This window comes from Bacteroidota bacterium (assembly GCA_008933805.1).
Taxonomy (GTDB): Bacteria; Bacteroidota; Bacteroidia; order UBA8524; family UBA8524; genus SB11.
In genome coordinates this window covers 237,105-263,053 of sequence record WBUH01000004.1, presented here as the reverse complement: position 1 = coordinate 263,053, position 25,949 = coordinate 237,105, and the positions used below count along the sequence as shown (strand labels likewise).

The 25,949-nt window shown below is 41.5% G+C and carries 8 protein-coding genes; 7 read left to right on the top strand and 1 reads right to left on the bottom strand.

Translation table 11 applies throughout. The features are described 5' to 3' along the window. The 7 genes from F9K23_06200 to F9K23_06170 form a co-directional block, all read left to right on the top strand. Positions 1 to 1,376 (top strand): PKD domain-containing protein (locus tag F9K23_06200; GenBank protein ID KAB2917342.1); only part of this gene is annotated, 1,376 nt, incomplete at its 5' end. 146 nt (positions 1,377 to 1,522) lie between these two features. Next, positions 1,523 to 5,431, top strand: coding sequence for a PKD domain-containing protein (locus tag F9K23_06195; GenBank protein ID KAB2917341.1), 3,909 nt, complete (start codon positions 1,523 to 1,525; stop codon positions 5,429 to 5,431). A gap of 446 nt (positions 5,432 to 5,877) precedes the next feature. Beyond that, positions 5,878 to 9,783: a PKD domain-containing protein gene (locus F9K23_06190; protein KAB2917340.1), complete on the top strand. Its 3,906-nt coding sequence runs from the start codon at positions 5,878 to 5,880 to the stop codon at positions 9,781 to 9,783. 304 nt (positions 9,784 to 10,087) lie between these two features. Next, positions 10,088 to 13,840 (top strand): PKD domain-containing protein, encoded by a 3,753-nt coding sequence (locus F9K23_06185; protein KAB2917339.1) that lies wholly within the window; start codon positions 10,088 to 10,090, stop codon positions 13,838 to 13,840. 140 nt (positions 13,841 to 13,980) lie between these two features. Next, a complete protein-coding gene (locus F9K23_06180; protein ID KAB2917338.1) occupies positions 13,981 to 17,748 on the top strand; it encodes a PKD domain-containing protein in 3,768 nt (1,255 codons plus the stop codon). Positions 17,749 to 17,931: 183 nt separating this feature from the next. Continuing rightward, positions 17,932 to 21,633, top strand: a complete 3,702-nt coding sequence (locus F9K23_06175; protein KAB2917337.1) for a PKD domain-containing protein — start codon at positions 17,932 to 17,934, stop codon at positions 21,631 to 21,633. 125 nt (positions 21,634 to 21,758) lie between these two features. Further along, positions 21,759 to 25,508, top strand: coding sequence for a PKD domain-containing protein (locus tag F9K23_06170; GenBank protein KAB2917336.1), 3,750 nt, complete (start codon positions 21,759 to 21,761; stop codon positions 25,506 to 25,508). 88 nt (positions 25,509 to 25,596) lie between these two features. Here the strand turns inward: F9K23_06170 and F9K23_06165 are convergent, their stop codons facing one another. Then, on the bottom strand, positions 25,597 to 25,929 hold the full coding sequence (locus tag F9K23_06165; protein KAB2917335.1) for a DUF2834 domain-containing protein: 333 nt from the start codon (positions 25,927 to 25,929) through the stop codon (positions 25,597 to 25,599). Between the last annotated feature and the right edge of the window lie 20 nt (positions 25,930 to 25,949).

The following is a 25,949-nucleotide window of genomic DNA, read 5'->3' as shown; positions in this document are numbered from 1 at the left end:
ACGGTTCAGGAACTTCAACCTCAGCTACTCCTAACTATGCATACGGTAGTGCGGGTTCATACATGGCAACTCTTCGTGTAACCGATTCAAAAGGATGTATGCAAGAGATTACCAAACCTGTAACAACCTCAGCTAAACCAACTGCTGATTTCAGCTTCCCAACTTTAGCATGTAGCCAAAAACAAGTAGCGTTTACCAACACTTCAATCCCTTCGGGCAATACCGGATATGCATGGAAGTTTGGTAACGGTAATGTAGCTCAAGAGGTTTCACCAATTAACAACTACGCTACTCCCGGAACTTACCAAGTAACCTTGGTTGCTTTGAACGAATACGGTTGTGCTGACTCAATATCTAAAGCACTTACTTTAGTTGAAGCTCCGGTTGTAAACTTTACCACTAATGCAGCTTGCGTTGGTGAGCCTGTAAGCTTTACTAACACTTCAACCGAACCCGCAGGAACAACAGTTACTTATAGCTGGGATTTTGGTGATGGCGGAACTTCATCAACTAAAAACGAAACGCATACATTTTTGGGAACTGATAGCTACAAAGTTGTACTAAAAGCTATGTCGACCAATGGTTGCGAGAACTCTAAAGAAGTATTGGTGGCAATGGCTGAAAGGCCCATCGCTTCATTCAATGCTCCTCAAAACTCTTGCGTAGGCCAATTGGTTGAATTTAAAAATGGCTCAGTAGCTAACCAAAGTACTTTGACCTATGACTGGGATTTGGGTAACGGAACTTCAACCGTTGCTGAACCTACAACTACCTATACTACTGCCGGTACTATGACTGTGAAACTAACTGTTTCAACTACACAAGGTTGTTCAGAAACAATCACCAAGTCAATCGCGGTAGCAAACACACCTAACAGTAACTTTACTTTTGAATCAGCTAAAACCGGTGATGGAACTATTACCTTTAAGCCTGAAGCTCCAAATGGTTCAGGTGAATACCTATGGCTGTATGGCGATGGTAGCACCAGTGCTGATAAAGGCAACCATAACTACCGTTTCTTTGCAGCAACAGGTATTTTCAAAATCACCCTTAAAATAACCGATAACGGTTGTTCATCATACACTACTAAAGATTTCTCACTTAACACCACAGGTATAAATGATGCAAGCGCTGCTAACATTGTTATATACCCTAACCCTAGTGCAGGAAACTTTGTAGTTGATATGGGAGCTGATGCCGCGCAACAAGTTGTTGTTACTAACGTAGCCGGTCAAGTGGTAAGGCAATACAATGCTGAATCATTTGTGAACGGTAAGTTGGCAATAGACCTAACCGAAGCATCGGCAGGTGTTTATTTTGTTCAAGTGCAAAATAACGGAGCTGTAGCCACACAAAAAATTACGATTTCACGATAACTGTCTGTTTCTTATGTAAAAGGCCTCCCGAATTTTCGGGCGGCCTTTTTATTTTATGAGGGTTTGTGCTGATTTTGTGACATATAGTGTTTTATATTTTATTTAATTAACTTTGATAGTATTTTATTATACCTTTAAGAGGCTATATGGCATATCTCTACCGTCGGCTACAAAACATAGGCGCATACTTTGTTTTGGTAGTAGGGTTCATCCTTACTACTGCGGTGAGTGCTGTTGCCCAGCCGTTAGCAGGTAGTTATACTATTAATCGTTTAGCTTCTCCAAGTACCACCAACTTCATTTCTTTTCAATCGTTTTTTACCCATGCCGCTTCGGTTGGGGTAAGCGGAGCAGTATCTGTAAACGTATCAAACGGCCCTTATATTGAGCAGGTTCAAATTGATGCCATTAGTGGAGTAAACTCTATAAACACCATTACTGTACAAGGCAATAATCAAATCCTCAGTTATGATTATACGGGTTCAATTGCAGCAAACGGATACACCCTCAGGCTTAACGGCGCTGATTATATAACAGTTAAGAACCTTGAGATTAGGGCAATAAACAGCACCCATTCATGGGGTGTACACATAACAAACAACGCCGATAACAATAAACTTGAGGATTGCACAATAGTAATTCCTAATAACACTACTTTTAACAATACAAGCGGGGGCATTGTTGTTTGCTCTTCACTATCAAATCCGTTTTCATCAGGTGCGGCAGCAACAAACCTTACCCTTCAGGGCTGTATTGTTTCGGGCAGTGCGGGCGGTAGTCCTTGGTACGGTATCTTTCTAAACCCCCAGTCGTCAGGCTCAGTAGCCTCTAACATGCTGATTAAGAACTGCCATATTAGGAGCTTTAGGGAAACAGGTATTTACATGACCAATTGCAGGGGAGCGGCCATAACACAAAACCATGTCTCGAGACCCTTGTTGCAAAATATTTCAAATAGCAACGGTATCGCCGCAATAAACGCTAACAGGGAATGTGTGATTGAGGGGAATCGTATTTATGACTGCTTTAAAAGTGTAATCTCATCATCACTGTTTGTAGACTTTTACGGGCTAAACATCCAAAACGCCACCGATGCGCGTATTGCAAACAACATTATTTACGAAAACAGCAATCAAGGCAAATGGTATGGTGTTTACCTTAGATGTTCTCCGAATGTAAACATATTGCACAACACAATTTCTAACGATAATGCTTCTACAACTTCGGGCAGTATATTTGGTTTCTATCACGAAAATGCCTGCGCGTCATCAGGTTCAGCATTTAAGAACAATATTGTGTCACTTGTTAGGGGAGGTACAGCCACCCGCTACGCAGTGTATCAAGACGGTTCGGCTATAGACATTGACAACAACAACCTGTTTGTTTCATCAGGCTCAAACTCATACATCGGTTTTACAAACAGCCAGAGCTTTCAAACATTAATCGGGTGGCAGGGAGCAACAGGTTCAGGTTCACCGTTTGATAAAAACTCAGTATCACATACACCTAAGTTCTCAAATCTTGCCTCGGGTAATTTAACCCCCGAAAACATAATGGTGGATGGAGTTGGTGCTACATGTATTGTCACTACCGACTTGAACGGTAGCGCAAGAGATGTTACCAAGCCAGACCCCGGAGCTTTTGAATTTACAATTGATGCTAACGTAAGCCGCGCAATACTTAACAGTAACGGATGCCAAGGCTCTGCTGATAGTATGCGGGTAATGATTAGGAACAACTCAATATTGGATATATCCAACTTTGATGTTGTGTACTCATTAAATGGCGGTACTCCCGTAACGCAAAAGTATGCAGGTGTAATACGTGCAGGCGATTCTGCATTGTTCACATTCAGCAAGCCCGTAGCATACACCACTGTTGGAGTTTACTCGATAGTAACCCGTATCGGTCTTAAACCAGACATTGGCCCGTATCATATTAATGTACAGGCCGCGCCAATTGGCGGGGTTTTGACAATGGGCAACCCTTTCAACGGATTATTTGTTGGCGGCACAACTATAGAGCCTGATATTGTGGCTGCCCCTGATACCATAACGTATGAGTTTCAAGCAGCTCCAAATTTCCCATACTCGCAGTATGGAGTTACATGGGGGATTAAGAATGTATCGGCCAATATTATTGGCGGGGGCAGTTTAAATGCCGGTGATACAGCTTGGATTGCACCCGTATCGGGTGGGAATGGTAAACTAAGGTACAGGCCGTCTTCATCACAAACCGGAAAGCGCGTTGAGATGGGCTTGATAGCGTACGCTATTGCCAGCAATTGCAATGCTCCCGTGGTACTTCGTGAGGTATTGGTAAGCCCAAGACCCAAAGCCATATTTACCCAAGTTAATGTATGCGAAGATGCAGAAATGAAGTTTGCCAACGGTTCATCCATTAGTTTAGGCACCCTTCGTTTTTTATGGAAGTTTGGCGACGGTGATACAAGCAGCATCCCGCATCCTTCAAAAAAATACAAGTTGGCAGGCGTGTACAATGTTACGCTTATTGCTATTTCTGACAGAGGTTATATAGATAGCATTACCAAAGCGGTTACCGTGTACCCTAACCCAAAGCCCGACTTTTTGTATGGCAATAAATGCCAAGGTGTAGATATTAACTTTAATAACCAAAGCGTGGTTGCTAACGGTGGCGCTATGTATAGCTGGAACTTTGGTGATGGCTTTGGAGGGTCGGTTGCCGCAAACCCGTCTTACCTATACAATAACCCAAACATATACTTTGTTTCCCTAACAATTCTTGATGCTATGGGTTGCAGGGCTACGGTTACAAAGCCTGTTACATTTTCGCAAAAGCCGGTGTCAAACTTCTCAATCCCTTCACAGCTATGCAGTCAAAAAGATATTTCGTTTACCAATAATACCATACCGGCCGGATCAACAGGCTATGTATGGGTATTTGGTGATGGAGACACTGCTACAGGTAAACACATCGACCACAACTATAACCAGCCGGGTGATTATACTGTACAACTGATTGCGCGCAACCAGTTTGATTGTGTTGATACTGCAACAAGAATCCTTAAAATAAAACAAACCCCTAACGTTGAGTTTGCTTTGGATAATCAATGCGCTCAAAGTTTGATAAACTTTACCAATCTTACCGTAGAGCCTCCGGGTGAAACCGTTTCGTATTTGTGGGCTTTAGATGGCCGGCAGGATACAGCCAAACACATTACCCATGCGTTTTCATCGGTTGGTGAGTTTGAAGTGGTGCTTAAAGCAGATGGTGGCAACAATTGTGCGTCTGAGATTAAGCGCAAGTATGTTATATCAGAAAAACCGATTGCCAACTTCTCAACCAGGCTTACTGCTTGTGTGGGTGATGTAATAACACTAAGCAACGGTACTGTAATAAACAACGGAAGTTTGAGCTATTTGTGGCAGTTGGGCAATAGCGATACCTCAACCAACGCCAACCCTGATGTGGTGTATAACACCCCGGGAACATATACAGTGAAGCTTAAAGCCCAATCGGGGATAGGTTGTAGCGACTCAACTGAGCGGACTATTCGTATTGCGGAACTTCCGCTAAGTGATTTTGCTATTAAATCAGCCGGAACGGGTGACGGAAGCATCGTATTCACACCGCTTATTGTTAACGGTACAGGGCAATACAACTGGTGGTATGGCGATGGACAAAACAGCCAGAACAAAGATGAGCATACGGTTAAGTATTCGTCTACAGGCATATTTACAGTAACTTTAAGGGTATCAAAAGACGGTTGCTCATCGTTTACTACTGAGAAGGTGTATATAAACCCATTGAGCGCACGCATACCTGCTGAGCAGATGGGCGTTACTATTTACCCAAACCCAACAAGCGGAACAACATATATTAAGTCGGAAATTGAGATTAATACCATTAATGTTTTTAATATTACGGGACAGTTAATATCTCGCCCTGTTCTTGGTGAAATATCCGATAAATACTACAGTTTAAACCTTGACAGTCTTAAGCAAGGGGTATATTTTATAGAGGTAATATCATGTGATATTGTAGGAATATATCGTATTTTAGTAATAAATTAGACAAACACAACACTCTGTATGTGTTGATTTCATTGGTTTGTCAAAACAATTTAATATTTTATTTATTGAAATTAAAACACGTTAAATAACTCTTTAATAGTGTTGTTTAATGCTTGTTAAGGGCGTTTCTGCAGAATTTTTAGCAAACATCTACCCCTTTACCCCTCTATTTATGTTGTAATATGTTTAAAATCAATAAATTATGAATTTTTATTCTGTTGATCCATACACGCATTATAAATTGCATGAAAAACATCAACAACTACAATTAACTACACTTAAATTAACTTTTATTTACTTAAATGATACTTTAATGTACTAAAAATGATACATTAGATTTCGTTTTTGAAGTTTTCTTACATAAAAGTAAGTTTTTTGTTAATTTTTTATTGTTTTTAATGTTTTTTGTGTAATTTCGGTGTTCAATTAAAACTTAATCCTTTTCTATGGAAAACATTTACAAGGTAGTTAGCAGGTACACATTGGCCTGTTTAGTAGTAACCCTCTTAACAGCTCTTACAGCAGGTAGAGGTTATGCTCAGCTTAATGGGAGCTACACGATCGACAAAGCATCCGCAGCATCGTCAACCAATTACACCACCTTCCAGTCGTTTTTCAACGCGTTGTCCTCATCAGGAGTAAACGGCAGTGTAAACGTAACTGTACTAAACGGTCCTTATACCGAGCAAGTAGTGGCCAACGCCATCCCCGGTGCAAGTGCATCCAACAAAATCACTATTAACGGTGGCGGACAAATCCTACAATTTACATCCACTACCTCAACAGCACAGCACACGCTGCGTTTTAACGGTGCAGATTATGTAACCATCAACAACCTTTATATAAAGGCGTTGGGTACTACTTATTCATGGGGTGTACACTTTATGAATGCGTCGTATTACAACACGCTTGACGGGTGTACTGTAGAAATTACCAATAACACCAGCACAACTGCTGCCAACAACATTGGTATTAATATGTGTAACAGCACCTCATCAAACACCACTTTGGGAGATGCGGCTAAGTACATTACCGTAAAAAACAGTACTATTAAAGGAACGGGTGCAACCCGCGGACCTGTGGTAGGTATTCAGGTAACTGCCCAATCACAAAACGTGGATGGTTTTATTACTTTGGAGAAGAACATCATCCAAGACTTTTACCAATACGGTATCTATATTTACTACAACAGTAAAGTAGATGTATTAAACAACGACATTTCACGTCCTACCCGTACTAACTCAACTACCACTTACGGTATCAATATGTACTACTATTGCTACCGCAACAACATTGTCGGAAACAAGATTCACAACTTGTTTACCTCGATGACTACATTAACCAGCACTACCTATGGTATCTATTGCTACTATAACTATAGCGGTGCCAGTAACTCAGTAGTTGCTTCAAACGCTATTTATAATATAGAGCATAACGGAGCTTTGTATGCATTGTATGCTTACTACCCCTTTGGTATCCAGTTTGCACACAATACTGTGTCTGATGATTTAGCAGCTACTAATACCTCAGTAAGGTATTGTATGTACTTATATAGCGGTACAACTTCAATGACAGGTACTTCTGTGGTTAACAACGTGTTTTCAAACACCCGCCCCGGTGGTACCCGCTATGCATATTACTATTATGCTAGCATTCCTGTAATTGATAACAACAGCTATTATATTAATGGTACAGGCAGTACAAACTACATTGCTACAGGTATTACTCTTTACACCGACTTTGCTTCATGGAAAGCCGGCACAGCAAAAGATGCGAATAGTGTTTTCACCAATCCAAAATTTGCAAACGTAACTACAGGAGATTTGACACCTACAACTGTTCAGCTTGATGGGCAGGGTGCAACAGGTACCGGTGTTTTGAAAGACGTAAACGGTAACAATTACAGTTTGACAGACCCCGATCAAGGTGCGTTTGTAACAGATGTAAATGCCAACGTAACCCGTTTAACTCTTGCCGGAACCAGCAACTGCCAAATGCAAGTTGAAGAAGTGAAAGTATGGGTGAAAAACAGCTCACCTTATGCTCAATCAGGATTTAATATGTCTTACCGTGTAAACAGCGGTACTGAAGTTGTAGAACCTTTTACCGGCACATTGAACCCCGGTGACTCAGCCCAGTTTACTTTTGCTCAAAAACTAACCTACAATAACTCTGGCGCATACACTTTCCAAGCAAGGATTAAAGGTAAACCTTATGTAGGACCTTATGTAGTGAATGTTAACGCTGCTCCATTGGGTGCAGAGTGGATGAAAGGCACTAAATTCAGCGGTCAGTTCTTCTCAGGTAATATGGCCGACCCTGATATTGTGGCCAGCCCCGATACTGTTGACTTTAACTTATTAGCGCCAACAGGATATACCGATGGTGAGTATGGCACAAAATGGACGTTGAGTTCAGTAACTGCACAAACTTCTGGCGGATTTACTATTCCTGCTTCTGATTATACTATTACTCCTGCTAACGGCTCACAAAAACTTCGCTTGCGTGTTAAGCCAAGCAGCACATTTACTGATAGCTTCCTTGTATTTACCATCAGGGTATATTCAAACACTACTTTGTGTTATGCTCCTGACATTAAAAGGGTGATATTTGTTGCTCCTCGTCCTGTTGCAGGTGCAGATGTAAGTGATTTTTGTGACGGAGATGCAGCAGTATTTGCCAGCACATCAACCATCAGCTCAGGAACTATGAGCTACCACTGGGATTTTGGTGACGGAACTCAAAGCAACTATGCAGATAATAACAAGAAATATGCTACTTACGGTACTTACAACGTAAAACTAACAGCAACCTCAAACTACGGATACAGCTCAAGCATTACTAAAACTGTGAACGTATACCGCAAACCTTCTGTAAACTTTACCCATGGCAACGTTTGTTTGGGTAGTGCAGTACCTTTTGCTGATAACTCAACTATCTACAATGGTACAGCAAGCTACAACTGGAGCTTTGGCGACGGTTCAGGAACTTCAACCTCAGCTACTCCTAACTATGCATACGGTAGTGCGGGTTCATACATGGCAACTCTTCGTGTAACCGATTCAAAAGGATGTATGCAAGAGATTACCAAACCTGTAACAACTTCAGCTAAACCAACTGCTGATTTCAGCTTCCCAACTTTAGCATGTAGCCAAAAACAAGTAGCGTTTACCAACACTTCAATCCCTTCTGGCAACACCGGATATGCATGGAAGTTTGGTAACGGTAATGTAGCCCAAGAGGTTTCACCAATTAACAACTACGCTACTCCTGGAACTTATCAAGTAACCTTGGTAGCATTGAACGAATACGGTTGTGCTGACTCAATATCTAAAGCACTTACTATTGTAGAAGCTCCTGTACCAAACTTTACTATCTCAGGCCAATGTATCGGCGAAAACATTAATTTCACCAATACTACTACTGAACCAGCCGGAACCACTGTAAACTATAGTTGGAGTGTTAACGGCTCAACTTCATCAAGCAAAGATGCTAGCACAATGTTTACTGCTGTAGGCGACTACGAAGTGATTCTTACTGCTTCATCAACCAACATGTGCGTTGCTGAATTGAAGAAAATGGTAAGCTTTACTGAAAAACCAATTGTAAGCTTCAGCATCAAAGAAAATGCTTGTGTAGGCGATAATATTGAGATTACTAACAGCACAGTTGCTGCAGGCAGTTCATTGTCTTATGCATGGGATTTGGGTAATGGTACATCAACCGATGCACACCCAACTACCACGTATGCAACTCCCGGCACATACGCTGTGAAACTGGTTGCAACCACCGGTGCAGGATGTAGCGAAACTCAGAGCAAAAACATTGTAATTGCTCAAACTCCATCTAGCGATTTCAATATCGAATCGGCCAAAACCGGCGACGGCGGCATCAAGTTTACACCAATGAGTGCAAACGGAAGCGGCTCATACATGTGGTTCTATGGTGATGGCAGCACAGGTACTGACAAAGATGGCCATACCTATAAATACATGGGCTTGGGTATCTTTAAAGTAACGCTTAAAATATCTGACAACGGTTGCTCATCAACCACAACCAAAGAAGTTAAGATAAATGTAATGGGTACTGAAAACGTTTCGAACGAAGGTATGTTCGAAGCTTATCCAAATCCTGTTTCATCAACTTTGAACATAAAACTAACCGGCGCCCAAACAGCAAATACTATTAAGGTACTTAACATGTTAGGTCAGCAAGTATTGGTACATACTGTAACAGATGCTACCCAAAATACTTTTGCCCTTGACCTTAGCAACGAAACTGCGGGTGTTTATTTTGTATATGTAACTACTGAAAACGGTACTTACAATACTAAGTTTACCATCACCCGTTAATTAAGCCACCAAAAAAGCAATTTTTTGGCAGTTACACAGCGCAGAGATGCGTTTGTGTAACTGCTTTTTTGTTTTATAAGGGTGTCTTTTTTTAATTTTATGACATTACAGCAACAATCTTTTTGAGGGTGATAATTTATAATGTTGGCATTCCGGAATTCATAACAATATGATAATTATACTGTAACGTTTGAAAAAGATTTCATCACTACAAAAATGACATTTCAACTTTTAAAAAAAGTTGCAAAATTTTTACACTTAGTTTACCTTGCATTTTATGACTCTGTAAAAAGAGACGTTCTTTATGCACTTGAATATTAAGGTAGATATGAAAAAAACTTTTACAAACCAATGGACTAAAATCGCAATTGTGGGCATCTTGCTCACGTTTGCAACACTTTGGGGCAACTCCCTAAGTGCCCAAACTAACTTAGCTCCGCTAGCTACAACTAACGGACAAGGATCAGGGGGTACAACTCCCTACCTATGGAACTGGAACACCATTAATGATGGTAACCTTGGTACATGCGGTACACAAACTGCATTTATCTGGACCAACTCTCCCCCAAACGGTACTGAATACATGGAGTGGGAGTGGAACCAACAGTATCCTATTGATAAAATTACCATACACCATGCTGAAACCGGCGGTAGGTTTTTGACCGGCGGTACTATTCAGTACTGGGATGGTTCTACATGGGTAAACCACTACACATTCTCAGGCTTGCCTCAAGTTTGTACTAATGATGTTGTGTTCCCTATTTGTGTAACCAACAAATTGAGGCTTGCCAACTGGGTTCCCGGCACCGGCCAAAACTCAAACTTAAACTACCGCGAAATTCAAATTTGGCAAGGTGCAAGACCCGGTACTCACGCTCAGTTGATGAACACAGGTATGAAAGCCCTTAACTGCGGTTCAACTACCGATTCAGTTTCTGTTCAAGTGCGTAACATTGGTTTAACCACTCTTACTACATTTTGGGTAGGTACTACTGTTACAGGTACAGTAAATGGTTCAGCGTTTAGCTTAACTGACAGCGTTCAATACAACGGAAGCCTTATCACTGGTAAATCAGTTACATTATACGTTGGTCGTATCAACAACATCAACGGTTCTAACGTAACTATTACTTCTTGGGTTCACGCCCCCGGTGATGCTGACCCAACAGACGATTCAAAAACAATCAACCTTAAAACATTGGGTGGTGTAACATCAAACCCATCTCCTGTTAACAACTCACGTTGCGGTTCTGGTTCAGTAACTCTTTCAGGCGGTGCCGTTAGCGGTAACACTGTATTCTGGTACGACCAACCAACAGGCGGTAATCTTTTGGGTATAGGCGGATCATTCAAATCCCCTGATGTAGCTGCTCCAACTTCACGTACATTCTACGCAGCAGGTGCTAAAATATCAGGCGACTCTGCACTTACTACAGGCTATGCAGGTACTTCTTATTCAGGTGCAGGCTTTTCTGGTGGTAACATGTTTGATGTAACTGTGAAAAAAGGCCTTGTGGTTGATAGCTTTGGTTTACACATTAACCAAACTAACATCCAAAGGGTAACTATCTACATGAAAACCGGTTCATACAGCGGTTCAACTACAAATGCCGGTGCTTGGACTTTGGTAGAACGTAAAGAAATCAAATCAAAAGGCTTTGGTGCTGCTACCAGCTTTGTGCTAAGCAAACCATTGGTATTGAGTGAAGGTAACTATGCATTTTATATCTATGCAAACGAAAACCTTATCAACCAACAACAAATAGCTAAATCAAACTCGATTATCGAAAATACAGCAATTGCTACCCTTCATGGCGAAGCGTTGCGCGATACCTTTGCTACTGTTATTACTCCATCAACTAACCAAACTTTCGTTTGGAACGGTTCTTTCTACTACCACGAAGCTTGCCCAAGCGGCACACGCCTTCCAGTAGTTGCAACTGCTAAGCCTTTGGCTATTGGTGCTACTTTAGCAAAAGGTTCTAACTTTAAAGGTACTTACGATGCAGGTACTACTAACCAACCTGATATTGTTGCTAACCCCGATGATATCGAGTATGAAATTACACCTCCTACAGGTTTTGTAAACTCAGGACACGGTTCATCAGGTGCTTGGGTAATTTCATCAGTTATTGCACGTACAGTTAACGGTACTACTATCCCTAGCGGTGATATTACTTTAACCAACCCCGGTTCTGCTAATGGTAAATTGAAATACAAACCATCAGCTAACTATACCGACAGTATGATTAGGGTGCTAATCAACATCCGCAGGAACGATAACGGTTGCGATACCGTACTTGAGCGTTACATTTTTGTAGCTCCACGTCCTGATGCTGATTTCACTTTCACTACTCCTTGCGACGGTGATTATGTAGATTTCACTAACGGTAGCTCAATTCAATCAGGAACAATTTCTTACGATTGGAAATTTGGTGATGGTAACTCATCAAACAATGCTGATCCTTCACACTTGTACGGTGCATTCGGTACCTACAACGTAAAACTATATGTAATTTCTAACTACGGATATGTTGATTCAATCACCAAATCTGTAATTGTTAACAGGGTTCCGACTGCCGGCTTTACTTTCGTTAATGCTTGCGAAGGCGCAGCAGTAACAATGACCGATGCATCTGTAGTACCATCAGGTGCTCCATCATACGTATGGAACTACGGTGATCAAAGTGCAACCGGTACAGGAGCTACTACTTCAAAATCATACGCACAACCCGGTATTTACCCAGTAACTCTTACTGTAACAGTAAACGGTTGTTCAAACACCACCACTCAATATGTAACTCAGGCCCCTCGCGGTATTCCTTCGTTTACAGTTGATTTGGGTAACTGCGATAACAAAGATGTGAAGTTTACTAACACCAGCACAAAACCTGAGTTTGGCGATTACGCTTACCAATACAAATTTGGTGATGGTTCTACCGCTACCGGTCCTGTTGTTGTTCACACATACAACACATTCAGCAGCTACAACGCTGTTTTGGTTGCCTCAACTGAGTTGGGTTGCGTGGATAGCACAGTAGTTAGCGTGTCATTGCGCGAATCTCCTAAGCCTGTTTTTGCTGCTACCGGCGGTACTTGTACTAACGAAACATTGAATTTCTCTAACACTACTAACGTTCCTGCCGGCTCAATCAACACTTACGAGTGGAGTTTTGGTGATGCGTTTACATCAACTGATGCTACTCCTTCACACAGCTATGCTGCTGCCGGAACTTACACTGTGAAGTTGAGGGCAATCAGCAACAACGGTTGCGAAGGTGTTAAAGAAAGCGATGTTACAGTTAACCTTAAACCTACTGCTGATTTTGTTGTTGACAGGGTTTGCTTGGGTAAACCATCTGAGTTTAAAAACAACTCAACCATCAGCACAGGTACACTAAGCTATACTTGGAACTTTGGTAACAGCAACACTTCAACTTCAACCAATCCATCAGAAACTTACACCAGCGCAGGTAGCTATAATGTTACAATGATTGCATCAACCGGTGCCGGATGTTCTGATACTGCAACTGCAACCGCTGTGGTAGCAGCTATACCAGCAGTTAATATTGCTATTGCATCAAACGCTACAGGCGACGGTACAATGAAATTCTCTACCAACACAACAAATGTTACTTACAAGTGGCTATTTGGTGATGGTGGTTCATCAGAAGTACAAAACCCTGTTTACAAATTCCCATTTGGTGCAAAATGGAGCGTTAAGTTGATTGTAACTTCTCCAGAAGGTTGTGTTAACATGGCCAGCACTGATGTGTTTGTTAACCCACTATCTGCTGAAAGCGTTAACAACGCAAACATGGTTGTTTATCCTAACCCTGCTTCAGGTCGCTTCTTCATCCGCTATAACGGTAACTCAAGCATTACTGCTGTTAAGGTTACTGATATCTTGGGTAAAAAAGTTGCTGAAATTGAGCCAGTATCAACTACTTCAGAAGTATCGTTTGATATCAGCCAATACAATGCAGGTATTTACTTAGTTACAATTACTGATGCTGATGGTAAAACATACAGCCAAAAAGTAACAATGGTTAAGTAACAATAAGTTACAAAATTTCTACACCCCTTGGGCATTAATTGCTCAAGGGGTGTTTTTTTTGTCTAAAAAGCAAGGTTTTTCTTGGTTTTGGTTAATACTGTCATTAAATTGTAATTAGGATATGTAAACTCTAAACTCAAATGAAACCTTATTTACCAATTAGTCTTAAGAAATTGGGCCTATTATTGCTGTCAGCTTTTGGAATCCTAAGCTCCACGAAGGCCCAAACCTATTATCATGTTGACGAAAACTTCGATGCTTTCCCGGCCGGCGTTAACATTTTCCCCTACAACAACTGGTCGAATGTAATTACCCAAGGTGACTTTGGTGTTGACTATTGGCGTTTTAATAACGTAGGTAACCGAACCATCAGTGCCCCTGCATCCGGTAAGGTTGCCTGTTTTGATAGTGACAATTACTCAAACAATGCTCTTGCCGAGGATATTAGTTTAACCACGCCAATCATCAATACCCGAGGTTATAATAACGTTTGGGTGAAGTGGGATCATCAATTTCAATCCGGTTTTGGCGGTAGTTGGGCCGTTGAGGTTTTTGACGGACTTAACTGGAATCAAGTAGCCAACGGTACTTCCCAGCTTGCATGGGTCACCGATTCAGTAAATGTTACTTCTTTTATTGCAAATAAAGCCAACGCTCGTGTTCGTTTTCGCTGGCGCGGTAACTACTCTTGGTGGTGGCAGGTTGATAACCTTAAAGTGTACTCAAGCGTTGTGGCAAACAACGGAGCATCACTTGATGCTGTTATGCTTGCCGGACAATGCGGTAGCGCAAATGATAGCGTTAACGTAACCATCAGGAACGTAGGCTCAAACTCATTAAGCAACATTCCCGTAAAAGCTAATGTAAATGGTACAATTGGCGGTAATCCTATTAACTCAACCATTAGTACTACTTACACCGGAACATTAGTTCCCGGCCAAATAGTTTCTTTTAAAATTGGAGGTTTCAATACATTGCTGGGCGGTTCTATTAATTACTCTACTTATACTGAAGTAGGTAGTGACCCTGACAGAACTAACGATACCACTAAAGTAACCGGATACTCGATATTTGGTACTCCATCTGTTCCAACACCAAGTAATGTTACCCGTTGCGGGGCCGGTACTGTGGTGTTAGATGGTGCTATTGCCAGCGGTAACACAGGTATTTGGTACAATTCAGCGTCATCAACCTCACCAATATGGTCTGGGTCAACCTTTACCACACCGCTAATGATGCCGCCATCGTCGCAAACTTATTATGTATCGCAGGCTAAAACCTCAACATACCGCACGTTAACAACCGGTTTTGGTGGTAACGTTTGGTGGGGAGCAGGTAACCCCGGCGGTAACATGTTCTCTGTGAAAGCACTTTCTAACATCATCATAGATAGTTTATCGGCACACATTAACAACATTAACTCAGTTGATATATCAGTGTATTACAAGCAAGGAACGTATGTTGGTTTTGAAACCAACCCTTCTGCTTGGACATTGCTAAACACGGTAACCCGTAATGGTGCCGGTGCCGGTAACCCTGCCAGCATTAAAATAAACCCGCTAACCATTCGTGCAGGCGAAACTTATTCATTCTATATCAGGGCCAGTTATGAGATGTTGTTTACCAGTGGTAGCAATAATTTTGTTAACGCTGATCTTGAGGTATCGGCCGGTAAAGCTATTTCGGGAACATTCTCTACAGTAGCTAATGATTTTACCTGGAACGGTAACTTGTTTTACAGAATATTCTGCGAAAGCAACAAGGCTGCGGTTACAGCGATAGCTAACCCAGCACCTTCAAACTCAAACTACAGCCCTCGCACTCCGTTTGCAGGTACAATAAACAGCGGTACGTTGGCTAATCCTGATATTGTTTCACCTCCCGATGTTATCGGTTATGATATCTTGCCTCCTTCAGGTTTTGCAAACTCGGCTTACGGTAGCACTTGGACGTTTACAAGCGTTGTGTTTAAAACATTAAACGGCACCAATGTACCAACTGCAGATTATGCCTTAACTAACCCTAGTTCATCAGGTAACGGACGTATTGTGTTTACCCCGTCAACACCGTTTATTGATAGTGTGGTTAAAGTAACTTATATAATCAAACGTAACGATAATGGTTGCGATACTACTATTGAGCGCTACATTTATATTGCACCACGCCCCGATGCAGACTTTTCTGTTTTGAACGTATGCGACGGCGATTTGGCCAATTTTGCAAACGGAAGTACAATTCTTCCTTCAGCAACAATGTCGTTCTTGTGGGATTTTGGTGATGGTACAACATCAAACTTAATGAACCCTTCTAAAAAGTATGCTACACACGGTACATACAATGTTAAGCTATATGCAGTTTCAAACCTCGGGTACAAGGACTCTGTGACGAAAACGGTTCTAGTATATGAGATTCCTAAAGTAAATTTCACGTTTGTGAATGCTTGCGAGGGAACAAGTGTACAAATGAGCGATAACTCAACATTACCTGCCGGTACACCTACTTATGTTTGGGATTTCGGCGATGGTTCGCCCTTTGGAGCAGGTTCTGCTACCAGCAAACTATATGCTAACCCGGGTATATACTACGTAAAACTAACGGTAATAGTAAACAACTGTAAGAGCGATATGTCTAAGTATGTCACTCAGGCACCTCGTGCAGTTCCTGCCTTCTCGTTCCCTGCATTGCAGTGCGATAATGCAAACATTAACTTTACCAACAATACCCCAGCATTGCCTTTTGGTACCATAGGTTACGTATGGAATTTTGATGATGGTTCAATTTCATCATCTACAAGTCCAAGCCATTCATACAGCGCATTCAGAACCTATAATGTAAGGCTTATAACCTCTACAGATATGGGTTGTATTGATAGCACTACACAAGCTGTAACTTTGCGCGAGTCGCCAAAACCAACCTTTAACAACTCGGCTATTTCTTGTACAAACAGCCCAATTGACTTTACCAATACTACTAACGTACCTGTAGGCGGTATGAATATTTTTAACTGGGATTTTAACGATGGTAACTTCTCAAATACCGAAAACCCAACCCACACCTATAATGCCGAAGGTAGCTATACAGTGGTGCTAAAAGTTGACAACACTAATGGTTGCAGCGGCACATCTAATAAGGTAATTGTTGTGAGCGAAAGGCCAACGGCTGATTTTGCTTCGGCAGATGTGTGCGAAGGTGAGACTACACAGTTTACAAACAACTCTTACACTTCAAACTCAGCTACACCATTAACCTACGCATGGGATTTTGGTAATACCAAAACTTCATCGGCAAGAGATACATCGTTTATATATGCCACACCAGGTACCTACCCGGTATCTTTGATAACATCAGTAGCAAACGGATGTTCTGATACTATCACTAAGCAACTTAAAGTGAATCCAAAACCGGTGGTTGACATTGTAATTGCTTCGGCACTTAGCAAAGACGGAACATTTAACTTTACTACCAACACTGTAGGCGCTAAATACCAATGGTTGTTCTCTGATGGTGGTAACTCAACACAAAAAGATACTACTTACCGTTTCTTGACAAGTGGTGTAATGCAAGTGGTACTTAAAGTTACCTCGGCCGACGGATGCGTGGGCATAAGCAACCGCAGCTTGTTTGTTAATCCGCTTTCAGTTGATGTTACAGGTATAGCAGGTAAACTTGCAGTGTACCCTAACCCATCAAATGGTGTGTTTGTGATTGACTACAGAAATATTGCTGAAGGTGATATTACTGCTATCAACATTACTGATATGTTAGGTAGGGTTGTTGTTGAATCAATTACACCTGTAGTTGGCAACGAAGGAACTATCGATTTAAGTAGTTTGGCAGCCGGTATTTATTACCTGAATGCTGAAACTCGACAAGGACCATTTTCTATTAAGCTGAGCCTTAAGAAGTAATATACTTAAGTAAAGGAGTATAAAACCCCACCCCGGTTTACCGGGGTGGGGTTTCTTTTTATGATTTTGATACGTTCTTAACACATAAAATTGTAAAATCTACTATCTTTATCGCTTGTTTTATGAGGTAGGATTCTTAAAACAAAAAATCACATAATAAAAACCTAACAACAAATTCACATTATGCACAGATTTTTTTACAGTTTTAAAGCAAAGGTACAGTGGAGTCTTTTTCTTCTGCTCGCTGTGGTTTATGCGCCACAAGCTGTTGCACAAGATGTTGTGTACTCGGAAACGTTTACCAACGGAACCTCCTATTGCCCCGGTCAATCTCAGTTTGACAATTGGGGAATCTTTCGTAGTCAGCTTGATACGACTACCAAAAAATTTAGGCAAGTAACAGTTAAGGGCTCTAACGACCCTGTGGGTATTACTTGTAACGACCCAGACCTTACCCGCAAAATAGCACACGCTATGCGCACAGGTACTAACTTTAGCGTTATCTGTAACGGACAACCTTGGGTTATTACAGCCGGCGCTTGTTGGGGTGGTTGTTCAAGCGCAGCGGTTGAGTTGGAGCTTGTAGTTGGTAGTACTTTTACTTGTAACTGTACAAACCCAGGCTACATTTTCCGTCCAAACATTGGTAACCTAAACTGGGGTGGTATTGGTGGAGCTACTTGTAGCGCACCAACTCAAACCATGACAGTTGTGTTCTCAAACCCATTGGGAAACAATGCTTCAATTGGCGGAATGTCTGCCCCTGTAACAAGTTGTGGTTCAGCTACAGATAGTATTAGTGCTGTAGTTTCAAACCAAGGACTTAACAAAATCGGTAACGTGCCTGTTACCTGTGTGGTTACCGGTACACTTGGCGGTAGCCCTTACAGCAACACTTTCAACGCAACTCTTACCGATTCATTAAACCCCGGTATTTCAAAATCTTTGAAGTTTGCTAACATTAACACCGCTAACGGTGCTGATTTAAACATTTTGGTTTACACCAAATATGCTACTGACACTTTCCGTACGGATGACACTTTGCGTTTAAGGTACAAAAACGTTGGTACGCCAACAGGTACAACTACTGCAAGTGATGTATCAAGGTGCGGAACCGGTACTATGCCTTTATCGGCAAACCTTCCCGGCGGTACCACCGGATATTGGTATAACAATGCAAACAAATTGGTTGGTATTGGTGCTAACATCAACTCGCCAATAATCCCCGGTGGTGCTTCAGACAGCTTTTTTGTAGCAGCTACTAAATCATCAGCCCCTACTTCTATTGGTTTCCCTACAACCGGAACCGCTAATGCCGGCGCAGGTTTCTTTGCCGGTAACATGTTTGATGTAAACATCAGCAAAACCATCACTATTGATAGTTTTGACATCCACCTTAACGGTACAAATACTCGTAAAGTAGTGTTGTACATGAAATCAGGTTCATACATAGGTAGCCAAACAAATCCATCAGCATGGACTCGTGTTGGTGAATATGAAGTAACCGGTGCCGGTTTGGGTAATGCTACACGATTGAAGGTTAACCCAATTGAAATGAATGCTGGCCAATACAGCTTCTATATTTATGCGAGCGAATTTTTAATATACACTACTAACAACACTGTAGGTGCTGCGGATGATGATGTAACCATTGGATCAGGTATTGCTTTGCGCGACACTTTTGCTACTATTAACGGTAGTGCACGTTGGAACGGTAGAATGTATTACAGGCAAGTTTGCGTTTCATCTACAAGGGTAAAAGTTAAAGCAACTGCGAAACCACTTGCTGTGGGCGGTGATTTAGCTAAAGGCTCTTTGTTTAAAGGAACATTTAGCGGTGGTACAAAAGGTCAACCTGATATTGTTGCAGCTCCAGACTCAATTTCATACGAAGTAATGCCTCCAACAGGTTTCTCTATTGGTAACTACGGTAGCCAGTGGACAATTCCTGCAAGGGGTGCTGTAACTGTTAACGGAGTTGCTGTACCTACTTCTTTGTATAGCTTCACTACTCCTTCAGGTTCAAACAACGCAGTATTTAAATTCTTCCCTTCATCAGCCTATACTGATAGTACAATTGAAGTTTCAGTAACCTTGCGTAGGTTAGACAATGGTTGCGATTCAGTTTTGAAGCGCGTAATCTTTGTTGCCCCTCGCCCAGTTGTAAACTTTAACAACACTACTGTTTGTTTGGGTGACGAAACTGAGTTTACAAACACTACTACCATTTCTTCAGGAGCTAATGAATATGTATGGTCTTTTGGTGATGGTACAAAATCAATCATTACTGACCCAGGTAAAACTTTTGGTGGTGCAGGAACTTACCAAGTTAAGTTGATAGCAACTACCAACTGGGGTATTCAAGACTCAATAACCAAAACAGTGACCGTTAAACAAATACCTGTTGCTGATTTTGATTTTGAAAACGCTTGCGAGAACTCACCATTGAGGTTTATCCAAAGCTCAACTTTGCCTCCAGGAACTGCAACATATTCATGGAACTACGGTGATGGTAATACAGGTAGCGGTGCTACATCTAACCATACATTTGCTGCTCCCGGTATCTACAATGCTAAGTTGACTGTTGATGTGAACGGTTGCCAAAACTCAATCACTAAATATGTAACTCAAGCTCCTCGCGCTATTCCTGCGTTTACATACTCTCCTTTAAAGTGTGATAATGCAAATGTTAGCTTTACTAACGGTTCTACCGGACCTGCATTTGGCTTTATGGGCTTTGAATGGAGCTTTGGCGACGGTGGACAATCTACTGCAGCATCTCCAAGCTATACCTATAATACATTTAGCGCATACACAGTTACTTTGTACACCAAAACCGACCTAGGTTGTGTTGATAGCAGCAAGCAAGTAATTACCATGCTTGAATCTCCTAAGCCTGTGTTTAACTTCTCAAGCGTTAAGTGTACCAACGATATCATCAACTTTAGCAACAGCACTAATGTGCCTGTAGGCAGCACAAACATTTATGAGTGGTCTTTTGGTGATGGTAAAACATCTACCACTGCAACTCCTAGCCATTCATACGATGCTCCTGATTCATATACTGTAGTGTTGAAAGCTATCAGCTCTAACGGTTGCCAAGGCGAATCGGATAAATTGATTGTTGTTGATGAGAAGCCTAAAGCTGATTTTGTGGCTAACAGGGTTTGCTTCGGCACTGAGACTGAGTTTACCAACAACTCAACCATTAGCGCAGGAACACTAACCTATGCATGGGATTTGGGTAACTCTACCACTTCATCATCTACTAGCCCTAAAGTAACTTATGCTACTGCACAAACCTACAATGTAGTACTTGTGAGCAGCTCTGCTGCAGGATGTACAGATACTGCTACTATGCAAGTAATTGTTGACCCTGTTCCCGCAGTTGATATTATTGTAGCCAGTAACCTAACCGGCGATGGTAAAATCAAATTTACTACATCAGCTACCGGTGTTACTTACCAATGGACATTTGGCGACGGTGGTTCATCAACCATCTCAAACCCAACTTACCAATACAGCTTCCCAGGTGTATGGACTGTTCGTTTGGTGGTTACTTCACCAGAAGGTTGTGTAAACAGCAAAACTACTTCTGTAAATGTTAACCCACTTTCTGTAAAAGGTGCTGAGGCTATGAATGGTCTTTCAGTTTATCCTAACCCAACTAGCGGTAAATTAACTGCTGATTTCAGCAACTACTCTGGCGAAGAAATTCAGTCAGTTACAGTTACTGATATTTTGGGAAGAAGCGTAATATCTGCTTCTCAACTTGTTGACGGTAAAGCTGAAATAGACATGAGCAGCCAACCAGTTGGTGTTTACAACCTTAACATACAAACAATAAATGCGGTTTATACCCTAAAAATTGTTGTAAATAGGTAATAAACTCCCATTATCATTTCGATAAATGACTTAAAATCCCCTGCAAATAGCAGGGGATTTTTTTTTAAATAGGTGGTTTGTAAGTAAAATTTATTAATTTTACCATTGACAAACCTTACCTTATTATGAATAGATTATCTACAAGTTTACTAACTTTAGTATTCTTGTTACTTGGGGGCATTGTGTCCCTCAATGGGCAAGTTTACTTCGTCAACGAGAATTTTGGTACCGCATCCGGTACAACGCCTCCTTCAGGCTGGACCAACAACACTTTAGTGGGAAACACAAGTACCGACAAATGGGTTTTTAACAACCCCGGAGCAAGGGTTGCTAACTCGCCAATGTCATCACCGGCTGCTATTTTTGATAGCGACTGGTATTCTTCAGGTGGTGGAGCAGAAGATGTTACACTTGAAAGTCCTGCATTTAACACTACTGGTTACAGCGGTGTTACTTTAAAATGGGATCAGTATTTCCAAACAGGTTTTGGTGGTTCTGCCACTGTTGAAGTGTTTGACGGTTCAACATGGAACCAAGTTTATTTTAATAACAGCACTACTACCAGCAACCCTAACACGCAAATAATAAACATTACATCGTTTGCGGCTAACAAAACCGGTGTTAAAATCCGTTTCCGTTGGAGAGGTGATTACTCTTGGTGGTGGATTGTGGACAATGTTCAAGCATATTATGTGGTAGACGTTCAGCCATCAGCGGTATTATCTCCTGCTTCTCTTTGCGGTAACTCTTACGATAGTATCAAAATCCAGTTGAAAAACAACAGTGGTTTTGCTATTAACAACGTACCTGTAACGGTTCAAGTTTCGGGCAGCCTGCTTTCAGCCGGTACTCAAAGCGCAACCTTTACAGGTAGCATTGCTGCAAACAGCACTGCAACTATCAGCTTCCCCGGTGGTAACACACTAAATGGCGGTAACATCAACATTAAAGCGTTTACTTCACTTTCAGGTGATAACAACACAGCTAACGATACCATATTATATACATACTCGGTAATTGGAACACCTGCAAACCCAACAGTAACAGCGGGCAGCCGATGCGGAGCAGGTTCAGTGGTATTAAGTGCTACGCCACAAGTATCAACTGATTCTATTGTATGGTTCCCTACCAGCAACACTTCAGGTGCCCCCTTAGCAAACTCACGTGTATTTAACACTCCTGTTATTGCAAGTAATACAACTTTTTATGCAGCTGCTTTGCGTGGTGCAGCAACAGGCTCTTCGTCTTTAACTACTACAACAGCTTCTGGTAACGCACAACAAGGTGTGATGTTTGATATTATCCCTAAAAAGGATATGTTTATCGACTCTGTATCGCTTTACTTAACTACTACTTATACTGCTACCGGTACTTATACATATAGGGTATATTATAAAACAGGTACATTTATAGGCTCACAGTTGAACGCAGGTGCATGGACCAGCAATGGTGATTATACCGCTACGTTTACCGGTACTGGTTTCCTTAAGTTTGATATTGCCAACATACCTATGTATAATGGTCAAACTTATGGTTTCTATATCACCATTATCACCGGCCCCGGAACTTCATTAGATTATACTACTTTGGGTGGTTTCACTACCTACAGCAACACTGATATGGACATTTACTGCGGTAATGGTATTTCAGCTTTGTTTGGCGGTACTTTCAGCCCTCGCGGTTTCAATGGCTCTATCCATTACAAACCAATGGGTTGTGCAAGTTCTGCTGTAGCTGTGTTGGCAACAGTTAACCCAACTGCAGCCGGTAGCAGCATTAATCCAAAGTCTGGTTCAGCCGGATTCTTCAACGGTGGTACTTTAAGCAATCCTGACTTCAACGCAAGCCCTGATGTAATTTCATACAACTTGGCTGCTCCTACAGGATTTAACAACGCTAACTTCGGTCCTTCAGGCACATGGAACATGACTTCATTAACTGTGAAAACAGTAAATGGTTATACTGTTCCTTCATCTATGTATTCTTTTGTTAATCCTAACAGCTCTGGCGCAGGTGTATTTAACCTAAATACTGATACCACATTTAATGATAGCTTGATAAAAATATCAATGAAATTGGTGAGGCTGGATAACGGTTGCGATACTACCATTGAACGCTATGTATATATAGCACCACGTCCAAAGGCTTCTTATACTAACAACACTGTGTGCGAAGGCGACAAAACATTGTTTACTAATACTTCAACAATCCAAGTAGGTAACCTAACTTATATGTGGAACTTTGGTAATGGTGTTACCAGCAATGATGCTGACCCATTACAAGTATTGGGTGTTGCAGGTACTTACAACGTAAAATTGGTTGTAACTTCTGATAAAGGATACAAAGACTCAGTAACAAAAACAATTGCTGTGTATCAAATTCCTACTGCAAACTTCACATTTGCCAATGCTTGCGAAGGCACAGCAGTTTCTATGACCGATAACTCAAGCCTGCCTTCAGGTACTCCTACTTACTCATGGGATTACGGTGATGGTTCGGCAGTTGGTTCAGGTAGCACAACTAGCAGAACATACGCTCAGCCCGGTATCTACATGGTTAAATTAACTGTAGATGTTAACGGTTGTAAAGATGATGTTGCTAAATATGTAACACAAGCACCACGTGCTGTTCCTGCATTCACATACTCAACTTTGCAGTGTGATAATGCCAATGTTAGCTTCACCAACGGTTCAACTCCTCCTGCATTTGGTAATGTAAGCTACACTTGGAAGTTCGGCGATGGTTCGCAAGCAGCCAGCCTTAACTCAAACCACACTTACAACTCATTCCAACAGTTTAACGTAACTCTTGTTTCTCAAACTGAATTGGGTTGTGTGGATTCAACCACTCAAACCATCACTTTGAAAGAGTCTCCTCTAGTTGATTTCAACATTACAGGTTCAACTTGTAACGGTGATATCTTAAACTTTGCAAACACCAGTACTGTTCCTGTAGGTGCAACTAACATTTACGATTGGGATTTTGGTGATGCAGTTACTTCAACTGATGCTAACCCAAGCCACCAATACGCCGGCCCCGGCAGCAAAACAGTAACACTTACTACTACCAGCAGCAACGGTTGCTCAGGACAAAAAGTAGTGAATGTTAACATTAACCTTAAACCTGTTGCTGATTTTGTAACCAGCGATGTGTGCGAAGGTCAAACTGCTCAGTTTACAAACAACTCAAGCATAGCTGATAACAGCAACCTTGCTTATTCATGGAATTTGGATGGTTTCTCAGCTACTTCAACCGATACTAGCGTAGTTTACACCGGTTCAGGTGCTAAAAACGTTAGCTTGGTTGTTACTGCTAACGGCGGATGTACTGATACTGCTACTCAAACTTTGAACATTAACCCAAAACCAGTGGTTGATATTCTTATCACTTCTAAACTTAGCATGGACGGTTCGTTTAACTTTACCAGCAACGCCACAGGTACTAAATACTACTGGTTGTTTGGTGATGGCGGTGTTGACAGTGTGAAAACTACTTCATACAAATACCTTGCTGACGGTCGTTACACTGTAAGGTTAGTTGTAACCAGCGATAAAGGTTGTGTGGGTACACATAGCCAAGACCTGTTTGTTAATGCATTGGGCGTGAAAGCTGTGGGCATTGATGGCTCAGTAGCTGTATATCCTAACCCCGGCGCAGGTAACTTTGCTCTTGAGTTTACAGGTATCAACGCAAACGAAGTGGTTGCTGTAACTGTGTTGAACAACCTTGGTCAAAAAGTTGCCGATGTAAACGTTGCTAATGTAGTTAACAACAAATTGGATGTTAACATTACCAACCAAGCAGCAGGTATTTACTTCATACAAGTTGAAACTAAACAAGGCAGCGCCTCGTTTAAATACAACTTGGTTAAATAATCATCTACCTAACCTATAATACCAAAGAGGCCACCGCAAGGTGGCCTCTTTTTTTGTTATGTGGTGGGATGTATGGGATTGTTTTATGTTAAACGCGCTCTTTTGCGCGTTGCACCATATAAAGGAATAGCGGGAATGGGCCGGCCATACCAAACACTAAGGTAAGTACCCAAATAATCCAGATGTTTTTAATGTTGTGACGTTTTGCTTCGTAATAAGTCCAGAAAAAGAACACCATTACTACACATAACAAATCAACAATAAACGAGGCCGAAATATCATTGCCAAAAGCCCCTGCAATGGTGGCCGATGGTTGAGTCCACAATAAAATGTTGCCCGTTTCAATAGTAACCTTCATCATTAGGATGAAAGGGGCGATAAAGCCAATAGCTGTTAACGTCAATAGTACACTCTTTTTCATTTGCTGATAATTTATTGATA

Bases quoted from the DNA above. Each gene is read 5' to 3' on its own strand.
- F9K23_06195 (KAB2917341.1), top strand. From the start codon at position 1,523: ATGGCATATCTCTACCGTCGGCTACAAAACATAGGCGCATACTTTGTT.
- F9K23_06190 (KAB2917340.1), top strand. From the start codon at position 5,878: ATGGAAAACATTTACAAGGTAGTTAGCAGGTACACATTGGCCTGTTTA.
- F9K23_06185 (KAB2917339.1), top strand. From the start codon at position 10,088: ATGCACTTGAATATTAAGGTAGATATGAAAAAAACTTTTACAAACCAA.
- F9K23_06180 (KAB2917338.1), top strand. From the start codon at position 13,981: ATGAAACCTTATTTACCAATTAGTCTTAAGAAATTGGGCCTATTATTG.
- F9K23_06175 (KAB2917337.1), top strand. From the start codon at position 17,932: ATGCACAGATTTTTTTACAGTTTTAAAGCAAAGGTACAGTGGAGTCTT.
- F9K23_06170 (KAB2917336.1), top strand. From the start codon at position 21,759: ATGAATAGATTATCTACAAGTTTACTAACTTTAGTATTCTTGTTACTT.
- F9K23_06165 (KAB2917335.1), bottom strand. From the start codon at position 25,929: ATGAAAAAGAGTGTACTATTGACGTTAACAGCTATTGGCTTTATCGCC.